This window comes from Niallia sp. Marseille-Q9988 (genome assembly GCF_976954375.1).
In genome coordinates this window covers 489,964-510,504 of record NZ_CDRJSZ010000003.1, presented here as the reverse complement: position 1 = coordinate 510,504, position 20,541 = coordinate 489,964, and the positions used below count along the sequence as shown (strand labels likewise).

Annotated in this window: 21 protein-coding genes; 12 read left to right on the top strand and 9 right to left on the bottom strand. The window is 34.2% G+C overall.

Annotation, left to right across the window (positions count from 1 at the left end; translation table 11 throughout):
• Positions 1–6: 6 nt before the first annotated feature.
• The 3 genes from feoB to ACWNMZ_RS06615 form a co-directional block, all read right to left on the bottom strand.
• Complete coding sequence (gene feoB, locus ACWNMZ_RS06625) at positions 7–2,013, bottom strand: ferrous iron transport protein B (RefSeq protein WP_449598421.1); 2,007 nt, start codon at positions 2,011–2,013, stop codon at positions 7–9.
• Between the two features lies 1 nt (position 2,014).
• On the bottom strand, positions 2,015–2,233 hold the full coding sequence (locus ACWNMZ_RS06620; protein ID WP_031535687.1) for a FeoA family protein: 219 nt from the start codon (positions 2,231–2,233) through the stop codon (positions 2,015–2,017).
• Positions 2,234–2,554: 321 nt separating this feature from the next.
• Positions 2,555–3,826 (bottom strand): methyl-accepting chemotaxis protein, encoded by a 1,272-nt coding sequence (locus ACWNMZ_RS06615; protein WP_048718710.1) that lies wholly within the window; start codon positions 3,824–3,826, stop codon positions 2,555–2,557.
• A gap of 319 nt (positions 3,827–4,145) precedes the next feature.
• Between ACWNMZ_RS06615 and ACWNMZ_RS06610 the strand changes: the two genes are divergently transcribed.
• The 3 genes from ACWNMZ_RS06610 (at position 4,146) to ACWNMZ_RS06600 (ending at position 8,012) form a co-directional block, all read left to right on the top strand.
• Positions 4,146–4,694: a GNAT family N-acetyltransferase gene (locus tag ACWNMZ_RS06610; protein WP_048718708.1), complete on the top strand. Its 549-nt coding sequence runs from the start codon at positions 4,146–4,148 to the stop codon at positions 4,692–4,694.
• A gap of 161 nt (positions 4,695–4,855) precedes the next feature.
• The gene (locus ACWNMZ_RS06605; protein WP_031535693.1) at positions 4,856–6,172 is read left to right on the top strand and encodes a hemolysin family protein; all 1,317 of its coding nucleotides are present in this window, start codon (positions 4,856–4,858) and stop codon (positions 6,170–6,172) included.
• A gap of 463 nt (positions 6,173–6,635) precedes the next feature.
• On the top strand, positions 6,636–8,012 hold the full coding sequence (locus ACWNMZ_RS06600; RefSeq protein WP_035416048.1) for a hemolysin family protein: 1,377 nt from the start codon (positions 6,636–6,638) through the stop codon (positions 8,010–8,012).
• Between the two features lie 100 nt (positions 8,013–8,112).
• On the opposite strand, the gene ACWNMZ_RS06595 is transcribed toward ACWNMZ_RS06600, so the two are convergent.
• On the bottom strand, positions 8,113–8,811 hold the full coding sequence (locus ACWNMZ_RS06595; protein WP_031535696.1) for a response regulator transcription factor: 699 nt from the start codon (positions 8,809–8,811) through the stop codon (positions 8,113–8,115).
• Between the two features lie 333 nt (positions 8,812–9,144).
• Between ACWNMZ_RS06595 and corA the strand changes: the two genes are divergently transcribed.
• The 5 genes from corA to ACWNMZ_RS06570 all read left to right on the top strand — a co-directional run bounded on the left by corA (position 9,145) and on the right by ACWNMZ_RS06570 (position 14,041).
• Entirely contained in the window at positions 9,145–10,092 is a 948-nt protein-coding gene (gene corA, locus ACWNMZ_RS06590; RefSeq protein ID WP_031535698.1) for a magnesium/cobalt transporter CorA, read from the top strand.
• A 212-nt stretch (positions 10,093–10,304) separates the two neighbouring features.
• The gene (locus ACWNMZ_RS06585; protein ID WP_414630348.1) at positions 10,305–11,150 is read left to right on the top strand and encodes a YitT family protein; all 846 of its coding nucleotides are present in this window, start codon (positions 10,305–10,307) and stop codon (positions 11,148–11,150) included.
• Positions 11,151–11,366: 216 nt separating this feature from the next.
• Positions 11,367–12,161 (top strand): SGNH/GDSL hydrolase family protein, encoded by a 795-nt coding sequence (locus ACWNMZ_RS06580; RefSeq protein WP_031535703.1) that lies wholly within the window; start codon positions 11,367–11,369, stop codon positions 12,159–12,161.
• A complete protein-coding gene (locus tag ACWNMZ_RS06575; protein ID WP_031535705.1) occupies positions 12,154–13,068 on the top strand; it encodes an ABC transporter ATP-binding protein in 915 nt (304 codons plus the stop codon). Before ACWNMZ_RS06580 ends, ACWNMZ_RS06575 begins: the two co-directional genes overlap by 8 nt.
• Positions 13,061–14,041, top strand: a complete 981-nt coding sequence (locus tag ACWNMZ_RS06570; RefSeq protein WP_031535707.1) for an ABC transporter permease — start codon at positions 13,061–13,063, stop codon at positions 14,039–14,041. The genes ACWNMZ_RS06575 and ACWNMZ_RS06570 overlap by 8 nt, the downstream gene beginning before the upstream one ends.
• Positions 14,042–14,076: 35 nt before the next feature.
• Here the strand turns inward: ACWNMZ_RS06570 and ACWNMZ_RS06565 are convergent, their stop codons facing one another.
• Both ACWNMZ_RS06565 and ACWNMZ_RS06560 read right to left on the bottom strand, forming a co-directional pair.
• Entirely contained in the window at positions 14,077–14,409 is a 333-nt protein-coding gene (locus ACWNMZ_RS06565) for a DUF3889 domain-containing protein (protein WP_031535709.1), read from the bottom strand.
• A gap of 27 nt (positions 14,410–14,436) precedes the next feature.
• On the bottom strand, positions 14,437–15,438 hold the full coding sequence (locus ACWNMZ_RS06560; RefSeq protein ID WP_035416050.1) for a M14 family zinc carboxypeptidase: 1,002 nt from the start codon (positions 15,436–15,438) through the stop codon (positions 14,437–14,439).
• A gap of 203 nt (positions 15,439–15,641) precedes the next feature.
• Here ACWNMZ_RS06560 and ACWNMZ_RS06555 point away from each other — a divergent pair, with 203 nt between their 5' ends.
• A complete protein-coding gene (locus tag ACWNMZ_RS06555) occupies positions 15,642–15,887 on the top strand; it encodes a YhdB family protein (protein WP_031535713.1) in 246 nt (81 codons plus the stop codon).
• A 67-nt stretch (positions 15,888–15,954) separates the two neighbouring features.
• Here ACWNMZ_RS06555 and ACWNMZ_RS06550 read toward each other — a convergent pair whose 3' ends face one another.
• A complete protein-coding gene (locus tag ACWNMZ_RS06550; RefSeq protein ID WP_109768306.1) occupies positions 15,955–17,496 on the bottom strand; it encodes a bifunctional GNAT family N-acetyltransferase/carbon-nitrogen hydrolase family protein in 1,542 nt (513 codons plus the stop codon).
• A gap of 204 nt (positions 17,497–17,700) precedes the next feature.
• Here ACWNMZ_RS06550 and ACWNMZ_RS06545 point away from each other — a divergent pair, with 204 nt between their 5' ends.
• Positions 17,701–18,144 (top strand): disulfide oxidoreductase, encoded by a 444-nt coding sequence (locus ACWNMZ_RS06545; protein ID WP_031535717.1) that lies wholly within the window; start codon positions 17,701–17,703, stop codon positions 18,142–18,144.
• The gene (locus ACWNMZ_RS06540; RefSeq protein WP_031535719.1) at positions 18,141–18,614 is read left to right on the top strand and encodes a thioredoxin family protein; all 474 of its coding nucleotides are present in this window, start codon (positions 18,141–18,143) and stop codon (positions 18,612–18,614) included. Before ACWNMZ_RS06545 ends, ACWNMZ_RS06540 begins: the two co-directional genes overlap by 4 nt.
• A gap of 85 nt (positions 18,615–18,699) precedes the next feature.
• On the opposite strand, the gene ACWNMZ_RS06535 is transcribed toward ACWNMZ_RS06540, so the two are convergent.
• Positions 18,700–19,107 (bottom strand): DUF5365 family protein, encoded by a 408-nt coding sequence (locus tag ACWNMZ_RS06535; protein ID WP_031535721.1) that lies wholly within the window; start codon positions 19,105–19,107, stop codon positions 18,700–18,702.
• Positions 19,108–19,261: 154 nt separating this feature from the next.
• Here ACWNMZ_RS06535 and ACWNMZ_RS06530 point away from each other — a divergent pair, with 154 nt between their 5' ends.
• A complete protein-coding gene (locus ACWNMZ_RS06530; protein ID WP_031535723.1) occupies positions 19,262–20,194 on the top strand; it encodes an RluA family pseudouridine synthase in 933 nt (310 codons plus the stop codon).
• Positions 20,195–20,240: 46 nt separating this feature from the next.
• Here the strand turns inward: ACWNMZ_RS06530 and ACWNMZ_RS06525 are convergent, their stop codons facing one another.
• Entirely contained in the window at positions 20,241–20,495 is a 255-nt protein-coding gene (locus ACWNMZ_RS06525) for a GlsB/YeaQ/YmgE family stress response membrane protein (RefSeq protein WP_031535725.1), read from the bottom strand.
• Positions 20,496–20,541 lie beyond the last annotated feature (46 nt).

Genomic DNA, 20,541 nt, shown 5'->3' with positions numbered 1-20,541 from the left:
ACTCCTTTAATTTAAACCGATCCATTTTCCGAGTTGATAAATTACAAAAGAAATAAGATATGCAAGAATAAGTGCATAACCAACAGAAAATGCAGACCATTTTTTTGATCCTGTTTCTTTATAGATAGTAGCAAGTGTTGCTAGGCAAGGAATGTATAATAGAATAAACACCATAAAACTATAGGAGGCTAGCGGCGTATAGACTTCACCCATTAAATGCTGCAAGCTTCTTGTATCAGGAACGGCATATATGATATTCATAGCAGAAATAATTGCTTCTTTTGCAAGAAATCCAGTTAATAAGGATGCTCCTGCTTCCCATGTTCCAAAACCTAGTGGGGCAAGAACTGGAGCCATCACTGAACCAATTAACGCTAAAAAGCTTTGGTCCATTTTTACATCTAATCCCCCTGGGCCTAAATAAGTTAATAACCAGATGAAAACAGAACCAGCGAAGATAAAAGTACCTGCCTTCTTTAAAAATCCTTTTCCTTTATCCCATGTACTTTTCCATAATACCTTTAGACTAGGTAATCGATATGGTGGCAGTTCGATTAGAAAGATAGATTTTTCTCCTTTTAAAATAGTGGAGGAAAATAGTTTAGCAAGTAATAAGGCCATTACGATACTTAAAATATAGAGAGATAACACTATTATCGCTCCATTTTTTCCAAAGAAAGCTCCTATGAATAATGCATAAACAGGAAATCTTGCCGAGCAACTCATTAATGGTAACAATAAAATCGTTAATAATCTCTCCTTCTTTGTTTCGATCGTTCTTGCCGCCATGACCCCAGGAACATTGCAGCCAAACCCAATAATCATTGGAATAAAAGCTTTCCCATTCAATCCTACATTTTCTAACCATTTATCCATTACGAGTGCTACTCTAGACATATAGCCCGAGTCCTCTAAAAAGGAAATACAAAAAAACAAAATAAAAATTTGCGGAACGAAAACTAAAACCCCACCTACCCCTGCAATAATTCCATCAATAACAAGGGATTCTATAAAGTCTGTAGCTTGCAAACTTGTTAAAAGACTTGTTACTCCATTCGTTAATAAATCAGAAATAAGATAATCTAGCAAATCAGATAACGGTGTTCCAAACCAATCAAAAGTCATCATAAATAATAAATACATAAAGACTATAAAAATAGGAAAACCTAAATATTTATTTGTTACAAGATAATCTAAATTATCCGAGATTTGCATACGTTTTTTATCTGCTATTACTTCGACTCTTTGTACAATTTGATCAACCACTTCTCTCCGTTTAAGATAGATTACTTGTTCTGGCTTTTTTCCTATTTTTTCACATTCTATTGTTACATCATTAATCAATGAATCTATCTCTTGTTTTGTCAAAAGATTAGTTAGAAAGGAACGAATTGCTGCATTTCCATCAAGTAATTGGATTGTAAGCCATCTTATTGAAAGGTCTGTTTTTTCTTGAAGCATGAGAGTCATTTTTTCTATTGCCTCTTCTATTATTTCTCCATAATGAATAGATAGAGTATGTTCTTCATTCTCCATCGTCTGTTTAATAGTGGACGCTCGTGATAGCTCCTCACAACCATTCCCTTTTCTTGCACTTATTGCAATAGTAGTAGCTCCTAAATAGGTTGCTAACAAAGGATAATCAATACTCTTCCCATTTCTTTTTGCAATGTCTATCATATTTAAGGCAAAAATAACTGGTTTACCGTATTCTATTAATTGGATTGATAATAACAAATTTCGCTTTAACTGAGAGGCATCAATGATATTGACAATCCGACTCATCTTTCCTTCTAATAAATACTTTGTGACTACAGCTTCTTCTTCAGAGATTGGTGTTAAAGAATAAACACCTGGCAAATCTACTAAAATTGCCTTTTTATTTTTTAAAGTACCGATCTTTTTCTCTACCGTCACTCCATTCCAGTTTCCAACATATTCATATGTTCCCGTTAGATGGTTAAATAAAGATGTCTTTCCAGTATTCGGATTTCCCAAAAGTGCTAATTCCATCTTATACCCTCTCCATTTGCAAAATTTTCATATCTCTTTTTCTCATCCCAATTACTGTACCTTCATATTCCAAAATACATGGTCCTTCAAATGGCAAAATTTGCTGGATAGTTATTACAGCACCCTCCATTAATCCGAAATCAAGTAATCTTCTTTGTAGCATAGAATTTCCTTCTTCTACTTTATTTATTTTTAATCTTTGTCCAACCCTAACTTCCACCTTACTTCACCTCTTTTCTTCAATTGAGAATGATTATCTTTCTCTTATAAGATAGTTATATCAATCACAACAACAGTATTCAATCTGATTTATACAGATAATTGTGACAATTCAATGAATTTTAGAAACTAATGTATTTGTGCACTACCCTCCCCACTGAGATGAATTGTTTTTGTGGAGGCTTTTAGTTAAAACTCTAGGACTTCTTCTAACCATAGTGAAATGGCATCTTTATCTAGGAAACTAGCTTTTGATAATTGCTTTCTTTATGTTTTCGAAACTATAAAAAAAAGCCTTTGCTCCCAAGCAAAGGCTTTTCCTTTATAATAGATTAAATTTTACCAATGAATCCTTCAATTCCTCATTACTACTCTTCATTACTTCTGCTGTTTTGGCCATATTTCCAATTGCAGATGTTTGCTCATCAGTACTAGAAGCAATTTGTTCAACTGCTGCAGCTACAGACTCTGATACTTCTGAAACCATTGCAATGGAACGGGAAATATGATTATTTTGTTCAACCACACGGTTAAGTTCACCTGTCATTTCTTTAACTGCTGCAATACTATTAATAACAGCTGCTGCAATCGCAGTAAATTCTTTTTCTGTATCCTTTACTGCTGTGTCTAATTCTGCTGTTTGGTTTGTCGTTTCATATATCGACATGACCGTACTTTCCATTTCTTTTTCAATATTTTGGATCATATCTTGAATTTGTTTGGTAGCAGAGTTTGTCTCTTCAGCTAAATTTCGAACCTCATTTGCAACAACAGAGAAGCCTTTTCCATGTTCGCCAGCTCTTGCAGCCTCAATGCTTGCATTTAAAGCGAGAAGATTTGTTTGTTCTGCAATTCTATTAATAGTGGAAGTAATTTTTGAAATATCTAGCACTTTTTGATAGAGACTGCTGATTCCAATACTTACATCGTTTGTAGACTTACTTGCATTCTCATTACATATTTTCAGAGAATTAATCGTCTTTTGTCCATTATGGGATGCTTCTTGCGCATTTTCAGTCGCTTGCTTAATGATTTGATTTTTTCCTTCCATATTATCAATCGAATTAGTAAGACTATCAATCTCTCTTTTCACTTCTTCCAATTCGGACGCTTGGCTTACAGCTCCTTCCGCAATTTCAGCCATTGCTCTACCAATTTCTTCTGAACTTGCCAATGTTTCCTCTGCGATAACCGAAACATCATTTGCTTGATTCAGCCCATTTTCATTCACCGTTTTTAAACTGGATACTAAAAAAGAATATTTCTCCTGTAACTGATCAATAGAACGGCTTAATTGACCTATTTCATCTTTCGCCTTGTAGCTATATTCGAAAGATGGCTGTCCCTGCAACACCATATTTACTTTGTCATTCAGGCGGGAGATTGCCTTAAATTTACCTTTCATTAGAACATATAAAACAAATGAGCTTAATACAGTAATGATAACTACTGCACCTATAAAGATTATTGCTGTTTCTGAATTTTCATTTTTGGCGACATAAAAACCAACAAATGCACTAATTAATGTAGTTATTAGGATAAGCACATTCATTATAATGAGCGTTTTCACTTTAAAACTATTTTTCTTTTTCATCACGAAACATCCTCTCTTCCGCCGTCCATATTAAGGGGCCATTTCTAAGCAAACACCGATATGAAATAAACGCTTTCACTAATAAACAGCGTCTCCATCAGAGAATGCCTTAGTTATGTCTCTATATCTTTAATATCGGTACATTCTACCTATTTTTTAGCCTATTTTACAATATTTTATAAAAATTACTGTCTGGTTTCAAAACGCCTAATTTCCACTTTAAATAGCGTAAGATTTCAAAGTTTACGAGCCAAATATTTTTCTTCGCATAAAATACAACGATATCTCCTTCTTAGAAAATTAGAAAGGATGAACGATGTTGTTTAATATTTTTGTAGATCAGCAGATTAGATTACGACTATTAGAAGTAAAAGATTCCAGTGAACTTTTTCAAATCGTTAATCAAAACAGAAAGTATTTACGGGAGTGGCTCCCATGGGTCGATCAAATAACTTCTCCTTATCAATATCAAACCATTATTCCCTTATGGAATAAACTCTTTACTGAACAAACGGAACTAAATGCAGGCATTTTTTTTAATGGTAAGCTAGTAGGGATGATTACGTTACAACAAATAGATTGGGGAAGCCGCAAAGCAAGCATTGGTTACTTTTTAGCAGAAGATGCACAAGGACATGGTATTATGACAAAGTCTGTAGCTGCCATGCTGAATTATGCTTTTTATTATTTAAAGTTAAACCGAATGGAAATACAATGTGGGGTAAGAAATATAAAAAGCCAAGCAATTCCTGAAAAGCTAGCCTTTACTAAAGAGGGAATTATCAGAGATGGTGAATTTCTTTATGACCATTATCACGATTTATATTCCTACAGCATGCTGGCAAGAGAATGGGCAGCAAAGCAGTAATTTTTCCCGTCCCATTCATTTAAATGAGGATAAAAAACAAAAATTGTTCAAATCCTCTCCTCTCTTTATTTTATTTTATGAAAGAAAAGGTATAAAATAAGAAAATAAAAGAATTATGATAATACTTCTTTGATAATAAATGATTGGTGATGAAAGTAATAATGATTGGAATGCAACTATTGGTAATTGTCATACTAACTGCTTTTTCTGCTTTTTTTGTGGCAACAGAATTTTCTATTGTTCGTGTAAGACCTGCAAGGATTGAACAACTTGTAGAAGAAGGACATAAAAATGCCCTTACAGTAAAAAAGATAATTGAAAATATTGATAGCTATCTATCTGCCTGCCAATTAGGGATAACTATTACCTCTTTAGGACTAGGTTGGTTAGGACAACCTACCATTTTAAAGTTGATTCAGCCTTTAATGGTAAATTGGGACGTTCCAGCTGCTCTATCCCAAGGTTTGGCGTTTGTACTCTCTTTTTCGATTATTACATATATTAATGTAGTTATTGGAGAACTTTTCCCAAAGTCTGTCGCTATTATTCTTACGGAAAAAATCTCCTTATTAGTAAGTAAACCACTTATCTGGTTTTACACCATTATGTATCCCTTTATTTGGCTCCTAAATAAATCGTCAAGACAAGTAGCAAAATTATGGGGAATCTCAGATCCAACTGCCAATAATGAGGCACTATCTGAAGAAGAACTGCAAATTGTATTAAAAGATAGCTATAAAAATGGAGAAATTAGTCTTTCAGAATATAACTATGTTAATCGCATTTTTGCATTTGATAACCGATTGGCAAACGAAATTATGGTTCCACGGACCGAAATGGTGACATTATCTGATAACTTAACAATTAAAGAAGCAGTAAATATCATTCAAACAGAACGGTATACTAGATATCCCCTTACTAAAAATGAGGATAAAGATAGCATCATTGGTTTTATCCATATAAAACAATTTCTCACTGATTGGATAAAAAATGGTAATGAAAATAAATCTTTATCGGACTATGTTCAACCAATTATTCATATAATTGAATCAACACCGATACAAGCTGTTTTTTTAAAGATGCAAAAAGAAAGAACTTCCATTGCCATTCTTTATGATGAATTTGGCGGTACTGCAGGTCTGATTACTGCTGAAGATATATTAGAGGAGATTGTTGGCGAAATTCGGGATGAATTTGACGAAGAGGAAACACCGCTTATTCAAAAAATAAGTGATCATCACTATATCCTTGATTCTAAGCTATCCTTAACAGAAGTAAATGAATTGCTATCCATCACAATCAATAGAGAGGATATTCATACGCTTGGTGGCTGGATTTTGTTTCAAAACCCCAACATTAAAAAGGGGGAGGCCATCGAATATAATGGCTATCTATTTAAAATTGACAAAATGATTCGACAGCATATTTTTACCTTTGATGTTCAAAAAATACCTTCACACCTAACTATAGAAAAATGATTTTACTTTCCATGATCGGAAACTTCCCCTTACTAGTTACGATGAAACAGCTAAACGAAAATGTTTCATCGTAATACTTATTTTTTCTTTCTTCTGTCCCTAACAGGAATCAGTGGATAGAGAACATGAAGCTTCCTTTATCTTCATACACTATACTAAAGACAGAAAATTAAAAAAGTTAACATTATCATTGTTTGACTAGATAGTTTGGCTTACCGTATAATTATTAATACAATTATCCAAATGTGAGGTGGTATAATGGGATTGTTTATGTAAATAAAGAATATAATAGCAAAGATTACTTTAAAACGATTATTATACTAACTCATCCTGCAACCCTCGTTTATTAAGAAAAATAGACAATACGTCAAAAAGTAGCTTACTTAATGTAGATTTAGTTCCTTTCAATCTGAATTAATCAGGAGGTGACTCCTTACTCGGTAAACGAGATAAGGAAATTTATTTGGACATATTTAACTTGGTTATAATAGCCATTTTAATTGCTTTGACTGCTTTTTTTGTAGCTTCAGAGTTTGCTATTATTAGAGTTCGTAGTTCAAGGATTGATCAGCTTATAGAGGAAGGCTATAAAAATGCCCTTTCAGCCAAAAAAGTTACTAGTAATCTTGATGAATATTTATCTGCATGCCAGCTCGGCATAACCGTTACTGCACTTGGAATTGGTTGGATTGGAGAAGAAACTGTACAGCATTTTTTATCACCATTGCTTCAAATCATCCATGTTCCTGAAACAGCCATAACCGTCTTATCCTTCTCTTTGGCGTTCACATTTATTACATTTTTACATGTTGTCGTTGGAGAACTGGCTCCAAAAACATTCGCTATTCATAAGGCAGAAAAAATTACATTATGGACAGCAAAGCCTTTAATCCTATTTTATAAAGTGCTATATCCATTTATATGGACTTTAAATGGTTCATCTAGAGTCATCACAAAAATGTTTGGACTAAAGCCTGCTTCCGAACACGAATTGGCACACACGGAAGAGGAACTTCGTATTATTGTATCAGAGAGTTATAAAAATGGGGAGATTAATCAATCCGAATATAAGTATGTAAATAATATTTTAGACTTTGATGATCGAATTGCTAAAGAAATTATGGTGCCGCGGACAGAAATTATTTCCCTTGAACAATCTAGTACCTTAGATGAATTACTTCATCTTATACAGAAAGAGCAATTTACTAGATATCCCATTACTGATGGGGATAAGGACCATATAATCGGCATGATAAACGTAAAAGAAATTATGACCGAATTATTAAAAAGCAGGAACTTAACAAAAAAAACGTTGGAACCTTATATAAGACCTGTCATTCGAGTCATTGAAACCTATCCCATTCAAGATTTATTAGTAAAAATGCAAAAAGATCGCATTCATATGGCGATCTTAATGGATGAATATGGCGGAACTTCAGGGTTAGTTACAGTGGAAGACATTATTGAAGAAATCGTTGGGGATATATGGGATGAATTTGACAGTGATGAAATCCCTCCAGTTCGGACGATAAAAGAAAATCACTATATATTGGATGCCAAAGTTTTAATAAATGAAGTGAATGCTCTACTCCAAATAAGCATAAATGATGAAGTAATCGATACATTAGGTGGCTGGATTCTTACTTCCAATTATGAAGCATCTGAAGGGGATATCATTAACTATGAATCCTATTCCTTTAAGATTATAGAAATGGAAGATCATCATGTTAAATATGTGGAGGTAAAAAAAATTGCCACAGTGATCGAACAACCAACAAAGCTTATTACCATGAAGCAAACTCTTTCTTCTCCTTCATCCGAAGCAGAAATTGTATCATAAGACATGTAGCCTTTACCAAATACGCGGTAAAGGCTACATTTTTCAGTTCAACTCAAAGATATTTGAATCAATAAGCAAAATTGCTTGTTGCTCTTCTCACTTAGTCACTCACCAATGATTCATCAAATTTATAGCCTACACCCCAGACAGTATGGATAAATGGCTGATCTTTCGTGCCAATTTTATTTCTTAACCGCTTAATATGCACATCTACCGTTCTTTCATCTCCATAGAACTGATAGCCCCAAACTCGATCTAATAATTGCTCTCTTGTAAACACCTGTTTAGGGTTACTGATTAGATAATAGAGAAGGTCAAATTCTTTCGGTGTTAAATTAGTAAGGACTTGATTATTGTATATAACCTCTCTCGTTTCCTTACTGATTTTAAAATGCTCTGTTGCAAGAAATTTTTCATCCACTTGATTCGTCGCATCTTTTTGATATCTTCTAGTCACGGCTTTAATCCGAGCCATCAGCGTTAAAGGACTAAATGGCTTTGTCACATAATCGTCTGCGCCCATCTCTAGCCCAAGAACTTGATCTGACTCACTGTCTTTTGCGGTGAGCATAATAATTGGAACAGAACTAATCTCTCTAATTCTTCTGCAAATCGTAACACCTTCCATGCCTGGTAACATCCAATCAATAATAATTGTATCCCAGTTCTGATTTTCCATGAAAAAGTCTAATGCTTCTTTGCCATTATGAATGAATTTCCCTTCATACCCTTCCTTTAGAAAAAACATCTCTAGCATGGAACATACACTTTCATTATCTTCGATTACGAGTATTTTCATCCTAACACTTCCTATTTACTATCGTCCTTTAATATATCTATTATAGCAGAAGTTGTTAGGAACTTTCATACCCTCTAGCTAAGAGGAAGAAAAAACAAATCCTTTTCAAACCTGCATAAAATTCTTTTCATTTGTTATAAACTAATAAAAAAAGAAACTTGCAACAATTGCCTTTCCTTCATCACTCACTGATGGTTCGTTCAACCATTCTACTTTTACAGACAATTGATCTTTTTTCGAATTCCCATAAACAAAAGATGAGCGTCTTACTTGTCCGTTAAGAGTGGATAAACTATCCTAATTAATAACACCAATTATAAAGGAGTTATTGATATGATTCATACCTTAGCTATAACGAAAAACAATCAGCTAATCTCTGATCTTACAATAGAAGAAATCTTAGACGGAGATTATAGGTGGTTTTGGGTTGATTTTGATCAACCTATCGAAATGGAAATCGAGAAATTACATCATCCTTTTGAATTCCATCCATTATCAATAGAAGATTGTCTCCATAATTTGCAGCGTCCTAAAATAGACTTTTTTGAAACATACACCTTTTTTGTCACTCATTGTTTAAATCCTAAAACAATTAAAAAAGACGAACTTAATATTTTCTTAGGGGAAAATTATATTGTTACCTTTCATCATCATACTTCTATTGAAGTTCGTGCTGTAAATAATTTGTTAGCAAATGACGATATTGGAGCATGGACACAATATACCGTTCTTTATCAGCTATTAGATCATCTAGTGGATAATTATATTCCCATTGTCTATGAGATTGAGGATACTTTAGCAGAAATTGATGAAAATCCTGATAAAAAAACAATGGAAGCATTACTTGATGAATTATTTACGACAAGGCATCAGCTTCTCTCCTTACGTCATACGGTCGTACCAATGAAAGATTTGGTATATAAAATGATTAATACCGAAAAATTATCTGCTCTCTTAATGAAAAGAGAATATTATTCTGATATTTATGATCATTTATTAAAAATCAGTGAATTGATTGAATCAAATCGCGAATTGACAACAGATATAAGAGATAGTTATCTCTCATACAATTCCCATCATTCAAACAGAATTATGCAAATCCTTACAGTCATAACAACTATTTTTATGCCACTTAGCTTTTTAGCGGGCTTATATGGGATGAATTTTGTAAATATTCCTGAACTTCACTGGAAATATGGATACTTTGGGTTATTGTTTCTTATGGCCATAATCGTTATCGGCATGTTTATATTGTTCAAAAGAAAAGGATGGTTTAAGTAAAGTTAGAGTTTTTCCTTTTACGTTACTGATTATATTAGTAACCACGAAGCTTTGATGCATCCATTTCAAAACTAGTATGATAAAATAGAATTATCTATCTATTCGTTTTTCACACGCTTTTTACATAGAATTTCTACTATTGGGGGGGATTGATGATGGAGTCATCAAATTTACACACAGAGGCTTTTCTAGAAAAACCACAGCATAAGATTATGCCAAAAAGAGTTTTAGCGAGCAGGATATTTTTCATTATTATCGGTAGTATTTTAATGGGAATTGGGATTGAGGAATTTCTTGTTCCCAATCAAATCTTGGATGGAGGAATTGTTGGAATCTCTATTATTCTCTCTCACTTATCTGGCGCAAAGCTAGGCTACTTTATCTTTTTACTTAATATACCCTTCTTCTACATTGGCTACAAGCAAATTGGTAAAACCTTTACCTTATCCACTATGCTAGGAATTAGCGTTCTTTCTGTAACTACCATTTTATTGCATGATGTACCGGTTTTCACCTCTGATTTACTTCTAGCAACTGTTTTCGGTGGAATCATTCTCGGAATCGGAGTTGGAATTGTTCTACGTTTTGGCGGCTCCCTTGATGGTACAGAAGTATTAGCTCTCCTTTTCAGTAAAAAAAGTCCCTTTTCCGTTGGTGAAATCATTATGTTTTTTAATGTATTTATCTTTATTTGTGCTGGGTTTGTTTTTTCCTGGAATCGGGCCATGTATTCATTAATTGCCTACTTTATTGCTTTTAAAGTAATTGACATTGTAATAGCTGGCTTGGATGAATCAAAATCAGTTTGGATTATTAGTGATCACTCCGAAATTATAGGAGAAACGATACTAGCAAGACTAGGACGTGGCGTAACGTATTTGAAAGGAGAAGGCGCTTACACAGGAGATACAAAGAAAGTCATTTTTTGTGTCATTAACCGTTTAGAAGAAGCAAAGCTAAAAACGATTATAGAAGAATTAGATTCGACAGCATTTCTAGCAGTAGCAAATATTTCCGAAGTTCGCGGTGGAAGATTTAAGAAAAAGGACATTCATTAAAATCCTTTTTCTGCCTTCTTGCCTAAAAAACAAATTTCCCACTCGTATTTTTTAGGCTACCTCTTTCTTGTCTGACTTGTTTCATTTATCCTTTTCTACATTTACTCTTCCTCGTTTCTATTTCGCTATTTAAAGGCGAGTAGAAAAAGATTTACAATGGATAGGTTTATTTCTCTTTGTTTTTGTGAAAAATTTCATCTGTTAGGAGGTTAAAATTTGCGAAAAAACATAACCGTTTCCATTTTAACATTATCAACCATCGTTTGTTTGCTATGGTTAATTGGCTTAGGATGGGTGCTAGTTGACTATAACAATCATCCAGATAATAATCTTCAAACAACATCCGAAGAACAGCAAAAGATAAGCAAAACAAATGGTGTACAGCTCTTAGCTTTAGGTGATTCGCTTACTCGTGGTACTGGTGATGATACTGGAAAAGGGTATATAGGGTACCTCAAGGAATCGCTAGCAGAAAAAACGGAAGAAGAAATAACGATTACTAATTATGGAATAAAAGGATTAACAACCGAGCAATTAGCCAAGCAATTAACAGAGCAGGAAATACAAAGACAAACGGCAAATGCTGACCTTCTCTTTATTACAATAGGAGGTAATGATCTTTTTCAAGGAGGACAATCCCTCACAAAAATTGATGAAGAATCAATAAGTAAATTAATGGCAACCTATTCCAAGCATTTACATACCATTCTAGCTACCATCCGTTCTGTCAACAAAGATGCACCCATTTATTTAATGGGATTATATAATCCATTTAACGATTTAGACGATAGTGCCTTAACTTCTCAAGTAGTTCGCACATGGAATAATGCTACAGCAGAGATATGCGCCAATTATGCCCAAACGATTTTTGTGCCCACCTATGACATTTTCCAGCAGAATGTACAGCAGTATTTATATTCGGATCATTTCCATCCTAATAAAAAAGGCTATCAGCTGATGGCTGAACGTGTAGCATCTCTTATTTCATGGGAGGTAAATGAAAATGAATGATATAACATTATCTGTTCAACATTTAACAAAAAGAATTGGCAAACGGGACATTATTAAAGACATTAGCTTTGAATTAAAAAGTGGAGAAGTATTTGGATTTCTTGGGCCAAATGGAGCTGGGAAGACGACTACAATACGTATGCTGGTTGGTTTAATTAAACCAACCTCTGGTCAAATATCCATTTGTGGCTACGATGTAAAAAAGGATTTTTCAAAGGCAATGGAACGTTTAGGCTGTATTGTCGAAAATCCAGAATTATATCCTTATTTAACTGGCTGGGAAAACCTCCAATATTTTGCGCGAATGTTAACAAATTCAGATGATAAACGGATTACTGAAGTTGTAAAATTAGTTGGATTAACCGATCGCATTCATGACAAGGTGAAAACATATTCCCTTGGTATGCGGCAGCGACTAGGAATTGGCCAAGCGTTATTAAGCAGACCTAAAGTATTAATTCTTGATGAGCCAACAAATGGATTAGATCCTTCTGGCATCAGAGAAATGCGGCAATTTATTCGCTTCCTTGCAAAGGAAGAAGGACTCAGTGTACTTGTATCCAGTCATTTATTAAGCGAGATTCAACTACTATGTGATCGCGTATCGATTATTTTACAAGGTAAAATCATTCATACCGAATCTGTTCATTCTTTATTAACCCAAAAGGAGAAATTAATCTGGCGTTTTACTCCTTTAGAAAAGGGAATAGAAATCTTGAAAAAGCTTGTTCCTTCTATCCATGTTCAAGAGGAGTATGTGATCACCCCCTATATAGAGGCAGAAGTAGGAAATTGGAGTCGAGTATTGATGGAGTCGAACGTGAATATTACAGAGATGAATCGACAAATCCCATCTCTTGAGCATCTTTTCTTGGAGCTTATAGGAGGTGATTCCTCTTTTGAATAAACTTATATATAACGAGATGCTAAAATTGGTCAAAAGCAAGCGTCTATTAGTTATAACAATTATTATTGGAATATTGATTATGATGTTTACATATGCACAGTATCGTGAAATGGAAAATGTCAAAAAGAGAGTGGGGGATGCTGATTGGCGAGTCACTTTACAGCAATCCATCGTAGATATGCAAAACAGAATTGGTTCTAGTGGGATTTCTGAAGAATTCCGCTCTCAATTAAAGGTTAGGATTGATCAAAGCCAGTATTATCTCGATAATAATATTAATCCGCAAGAACCAGGAGCTCCTACCTTTTTGCGTGTGTTTCTTGACAATTCCATCCAGCTCCTTCTTCCTTTAATGGTAATGATTATTTCAGCTGATCTTGTTTCATCAGAAAAAAGTATTGGTACCATTAAGCTTTTGTTGACTAGACCGGTAAGGCGTTGGAAGATCCTTTTGAGTAAATATATAACCCTAATTCTGTCTGTTTCCTTTATATTATTTATCTTTGGATTATTTTCTTATCTTATTTCTGGTCTATTCTTTGGATATGTTGGTTGGACTGCTCCCATATTAACTGGTTTTACGGTAGAAGCTGGTGAATTAAATACTGCTAATGTCCATTTAGTACCTCAATGGCAATATATTTTAATGGTTTTTGGGCTTGGTTGGTTTGTGTCTGTTGTAGTAGGTACACTTTCCTTTATGTTTTCCGTGCTTATTAAAAGTACAGCTGCAGGAATGGGTGCCATGCTTGCATTCTTGATCTCTGGTTCGATTATTAGTTCGATTGCTTCTTCTTGGGAGTCAGCCAAATACTTTTTCATGGTAAACCTAAGATTAACAGATTATCTCCAAGGAAATATTCCGCCCATTGAAGGAATGTCCCTCCCATTCTCCCTAATTGTTCTTACTATTTGGGGAGTAGCTGGAGTTATTATCTCATTTCTTGTGTTTACGAAGAAAGATATTTATTAATAGAAGTCATAAAAAAAGACCTTTCTGGTCTTTTTTTACGACTTCGCTTCTTCTACAACTAAAGAAATAAATTTATCATCTTGTGTTCTGTGATTAACAGTGACAACCACTGTTTTTTCTTTCCCATCCTCTTTTACAATAAATTGAAAGGAATCTTGCTCTTCTTGTGCGGAGATTTTCTTTCTCCCTAAATATTTATAATCTGTGACAGACTCCTCTGGATAATCCGCTTTTACTACGGCAATCGCAATTGAACCGAATTTTTTATAATCTAACTCCTGTACAGCAACATTATGGGATGGAAACATAAATGCCATTATTAATACTGTGACGCTAACAATAAGAATCGATAAGGATCGCGTTTTCATAAATACCTCCAATAATTTTTATTAGTATTATTTATCCCCCAGCATTTTTTTATGTATCGCATCGATTTTTTTTGCTTCTTCGATTAAAGTTCTTGGAATCGTTTTATTTCTTTCCCATGCTTCTGGAAAGTTAGTTAAGGATGGATTCTTCTCATCCACTAATGGACATATTTCAATTGTAAACGCAGGTAAATGATACGTATTGATAAACCAATCCGTATATCCTCCGCCAACTGCATCTTTTGGTGGAGTGCCAAGTTTATATCCAGTCTCTTGTGCAAGCACTTCTGCAATCATGCGATCTCTTTCTTCATTCACACCATTATTATATTGCCAAAAAATCTCCTGGCCAGAAGAATGATAAGCTACTGCAATGATTGGCTTTATTTTTTCTGTCAATTCAACGATTGCTTTTACTTCCTTTGCTTCAAATGGTGCTTTCCCCTTATAATTTTTATAAGATGGCTCTTTTTTAGAGTCCTGTAAATTTTCCCATCCAGCAGGATATTGTCGATTAAGATCCACACCTAGTCCGTTACTCTTCCACCGTGTAAAGTCATCTAGCCCGTCATTCATTTTCTTTATTTTTCTTTTTGAAAAAAACGGGAATTTATTAATTTTTCCTTGCTGGATCGTCACTCCGTCCGGATTAATCATCGGGACAATCCAGATGGAATAAGAACCGAGATAATTTGCGCCATTTTTCATGTTAACTGCAATGTCTTCTGCCATTTTCATTGTTAATAAAGAAGTTATCCATTCTCTTCCGTGATGTGCTCCAGAAAGGAGGACGCTTTTCTCTCCTGTTCCTATTTGAATCGCATAGATTTTCCTGCCGAACTCTGATTTTCCAATCGTATGCACCTGTAATTGCTTTTTATATTTACTTTTCAAAATCCAAATGTCTTCCTGATAGTCCTCATATGTATATTCATTGCTTGCATCAATAATTGATTCTGCACTATATTGCTTAGGGTAAGCATAAAGAAATAAGCATACTGTCAATAAAATAATGAGTCGCCTTTTCATAATAACTCCTTTTTTCTTTATATTGTGGATGTATGTTATTACTTATTCACTTTAAAGAAAATTTCTCCCTTTTCTACCACGAGAAATTATACAGGTAAAAATAGATAACCCTTATAAATCAAGATAGCCAACTTTTAGTGGGTAACATTCTAACCTTTTTTCATATAATATAATCATCTCCTTCCCACAAAGGAGGCAATAAAATGAACAATACAGATTATGATCGAGCCCTTTACTATACACATCGATCAGAATGGGATAATCTTCTCCTATTAATGGTAAGAACCCAGGATAACTTTCTCTCAAAAAAAATCGAACAATTTTTACATGCCTATAACTTTGAACATGATTATTCTGTCATAGAAAAACATTTATATTCATTATTGCGCTATATTGACCACGCCAACGATTTAGCGGAAGATGACTGGATTCACACAACCACTATGTAAGAAAAAAGAATTCCACCAAAAAACCACGGTTTACGCCGTGGTTTTAATTTGTACAATATCCCTTTTTTCACTTCTTATACTCAATTCGATATACGTCAAATCTTCTATCTTTTAATTGGCGAACTGTTCCTCCTTGACGTTGTCGTCTAAGGATTTCTAAGTCAACATCCCCAATCATGACCATTTCGATGTTCGCATTTGTTTCGCCAACGATTCCGTCTCTTGCAAATTCAAAATCGGACGGGGCAAAAATCGCCGATTGCGCATATTGAATATCCATATTTTCGGTTTGCGGCAAATTCCCAACAGTCCCTGCAATAACGGTATAGATTTGATTTTCTACCGCTCTTGCTTGTGCACAATAGCGTACTCGTAAGTATCCTTGGCGATCTTCCGTACAGAATGGTGTAAAGATAATTTTTGCTCCCATATCTGTCGCAATTCGAGCAAGCTCTGGAAATTCGATATCATAACAGATTTGAATGGCAATTTTCCCGCAATCTGTATCAAAAACCCTTATAGCATCTCCTCGTCTTATTCCCCACCATTTTCGCTCATTCGGTGTTATATGTAGTTTATATTGTTTTTCGATGGTCCCATCTCGTCTAAAAAGATAAGCAATATTATAAATCTCATCATCATCTTCCTTCACAAAATGAGAGCCGCCAATGATGTTGATATTATATCGAATCGCCAAATTTGTAAAAAGCTCAATATACTGCTCTGTATACTCCGTCACTCTTCTAATGGCTGTACTTGGAACACGCTCATCCATAAACGACATTAATTGAGAGGTAAGCAGCTCTGGAAATACAACAAAATCTGATTCAGCATTAGATGCGACGTCTGTATAATACTCTACTTGATTGGCGAAATCCTCAAAGCTATATATTTGTCTCATCATATATTGCACAACACAAATTCGCACCGGATAGCTGCTCGTGAAAAAGCGTTTTGATTTTGGCATATATTCTACATTATTCCATTCCATTATCGTCGCATAGCTCTTTGATTGTGCATCATCTGGCAAATAGTTTGTATTGATGCGCATTAACGTAAAGCCATTAATGAGCTGAAAGGACAACACAGGATCATATATTTTATGATGCAGCACTTCCTGCACATATTCTCTAGCTGTCATTTGATCTTCATATTTATAATAATTCGGGATTCTGCCACCAATAATAATGCTTTGTAAATTTAATTGCCGAACTAGCTCTTTTCTTGCTTCATAAAGACGGTGGCCAATTTTCATTCTCCGAAAAGCTGGGTCGACCATTACCTCAATCCCATACAGATTATAGCCATCTGGATTATGATTTGTTATATAACCACCATCTGTCACTTCATCCCAAGTATGTCTTGCATCATATTCGTCGAAGTTAATAATCAAGCTCGAGCAAGAACCAATGATTTCCCCATCGTATTCCGCTACAAATTGACCTTCTGGAAAGATATCGAGATGACTGTTTAATTGATCTTTCTTCCAAGGATCCATACCGGGAAAACATTCAGCTTGTAACTTCATAATTTTATCAATATCCTGGTATTCCGTATTTCGTATGATTAATTTCTTTTCAAATTTTGACAAGTCCAATTTCGTCATAATCTTTGACTCCCTTATGTATGTTTCTTTTTTTCTCAAATAATGTTACTTTCTATTTACTATTTCTACATTTCCCCATTTTTTTCAGATATAATCTCTGTCTTTCATTAAAACTAGTTTGTTTACATCATTTCCAAATAGCTTTATACTTTTTCTATATTGAAAATGTTTTTAAGTGGTTGAATAAAGACAATAAAGGAGAATCGTATGGAAGAAAAAACAAAGAATGATTCCCGAGAGCATCTTTTATACTTAGCTTGGATTGCATCTGTTCTCAGTATGTTCGGCAGCCTATACTTTTCAGAAATTAGAGAGTTCGTGCCTTGTACATTATGTTGGTATCAACGGATATTAATGTACCCCTTTGTGATTATTTTAGGAATTGCTGTAATCCGAAAAGATTATAAAATCACTTTTTACACAATGTTTCTTTCAGGTTTCGGTGCATGCATTTCCATTTACCATTACTCGAAACAAAAATTAGCTAGCATCTTTGAAAGCTCTGCCGCTTGTGGACCAGTCCCTTGCACAGGCGAATACATAAATTGGCTAGGCTTTATCACAATCCCCTTCATGGCACTTGTTGGATTTATTATTATCTTTACTTGTAGCATCATCATTTGGAAAAAAACAAAGGAGATGAATAAATGAAAAAGGTAATTTTTTTCTTAGTTTTTATTATTATATTATTTGCAGGAGTAGCCTTTTTATCTAATATGCAAAAAGAAAAAGCAGTAGAAGGAAATTTATATGAAAAAGAGGATTTGGAACCTGAAACAATGGAAATATTAGATGATCCAAATTACCAAAATATTATTGTTCCTGATGCACTCGAGGAAAAATTAAAAACAGAAGAAGATGTTACCGTATACTTCTTTAGTTCAAATTGTGTGTATTGTAAACAGACGACACCAGAATTAATGCCACTTGCAGAGGAATTAGATGTATCGATTGATCAATATAACCTATGGGAATTCGAAGAAGGATGGGATAAGTACAATATTGATTCAACCCCAACAATCGTTCAGTACAAAAATGGAGAAGAAGTAGGTAGAATTAACGGCTATAAAGAACCTGAAGTATTTAGACAGTGGCTAGAAGAATATAGTGTTTCGAAATAGAATTCTTTAAAAATAAGCCGTCGCGGTATAAGCGACGGCTTATTTTAATTCCAGATAGGAATAATAAGTGCAAGCAATAAAAGGTTTATACTAAATACTGATTAGTTGCCTCTGCATACATACTAAAATTTGATTGATTAAAGGAACTTCCATCCTCATTGCGTTTAAAATTGTCTAAATCAAATGGGAAGAAGATATCCAAGTCCTCTAAAATTCGAACATTTTTAGCAAATAGATGTTTATATTTATGTTTATCTTCTGGAGCTTCTAAAATATTCACAAGGGTTTGAAGACTTGCAATTACTTGATAAGATGTTTTTAATGTACTTAATTGCTGTGCTTTGTCGGGAGTGATCGTAAGCACCTTTAACCGTTCAAACTTATTTATTTCCTTATCTGAAAAATAGAAAGGAAATATCTTCGAGTAAAAGGTCTGAATCAGTTCATCAATTCTTTCCTCTTGTGTTGGTGTTGATGCAAAAACTACTTTCATGAAATGAGACACCCTCTTTGTTTCTATTATTACCACTAGTCTACCATATCCCACAAAACCATTTCTGTGGTAATTAAAACCATGATATGATGACTATGTCAAATTTAAACCTATTTTTTTATGTATACTTATAGAGAAGTAAAGGAGATTTTATATGATATTTGAAAAAAAGGGAGATTGGCTTCTGCTCAAAATCCCTCTACAATGGGAAGGATTATTAATTGAAGCATTCTTTTCAGAGGTATTGTTGGCATCAAAAAAACAAATTCATCTGTTTAAAATGGAGAAAAAGGTCCAGTTAAATAACCAAAATGTTCCTTGGAATACGATGCTCAAGAAGGAAGATATTTTAAAAATAAAACTATTTCAGCCACAACCAAATGATATCATTCCGACCTATATGGATTTATCAATCCTTTATGAAGATGATTTTCTGCTCGTTGTTAATAAGCCAGCTTCTATTGATACACATCCACATTCTTCAGTAGATGCGTCTTCATTATTGAATGGAGTTGCCTACCATTTACTTATGAATGGGGAAGAAAGACCGTTAAAGCATATACATCGCTTAGATCGAGATACAACTGGCTGTGTTTTGTTTGCTAAACACGATTTAATCGCAAACATGCTCGATTATATGTTACGGGAACGAAAAATTAAAAGAACCTATATCGCTCTTGTTCAAGGATTCTTATCACAAAAAAAAGGAACGATTAATAAACCAATAGGGAAGGATAGGCACCACGGAAGCCGAAGAAGAATATCAGAAACAGGACAAACGGCAATCACCCATTTTAAACGAATAAAACAATTGCCAAATGAAGGACTGACACTTATCTCGTGTTCATTGGATACAGGCAGAACCCATCAGATAAGAGTTCATTTAAGCTCCATTCATCATCCTCTTGCTGGCGATATACTATATGGCGGAAAACCGATTTTTAATCGACAAGCTCTACATGCGGTAAAACTACAATTCATCCATCCTATCTCTAAGGAGGAAATAACTGTCTTTGCACCTCCATTAGACAAACAGCCAATTTTTCCTAATGCAAACTGGGAAGAAATATTAAAGGAAACAAAGTAAAAAGGAAATGGGCCAAAAAAGCTCATTTCCTTTCCTTTTATACCTTTTATGTTGTTTTACGCATGCCGCGCATAATTAGACTTAAAATAAAGACTAAAATAACTGCACCAATAATACTTGGAATTATTGCAAAATCTGCAATTGATGGACCCCAATCTCCAAGAATTAATGATCCTAACCATGCACCAACAAAACCAGCTATAATATTTCCAATTACTCCACCAGGAATATCTTTACCAACGATTAATCCCGCTAACCATCCAATAATACCACCTATAATTAATGACCATAGAAATCCCATATATAACACTCCTTTTATTATAGTGTTTAATTTTTTAACATGAGAT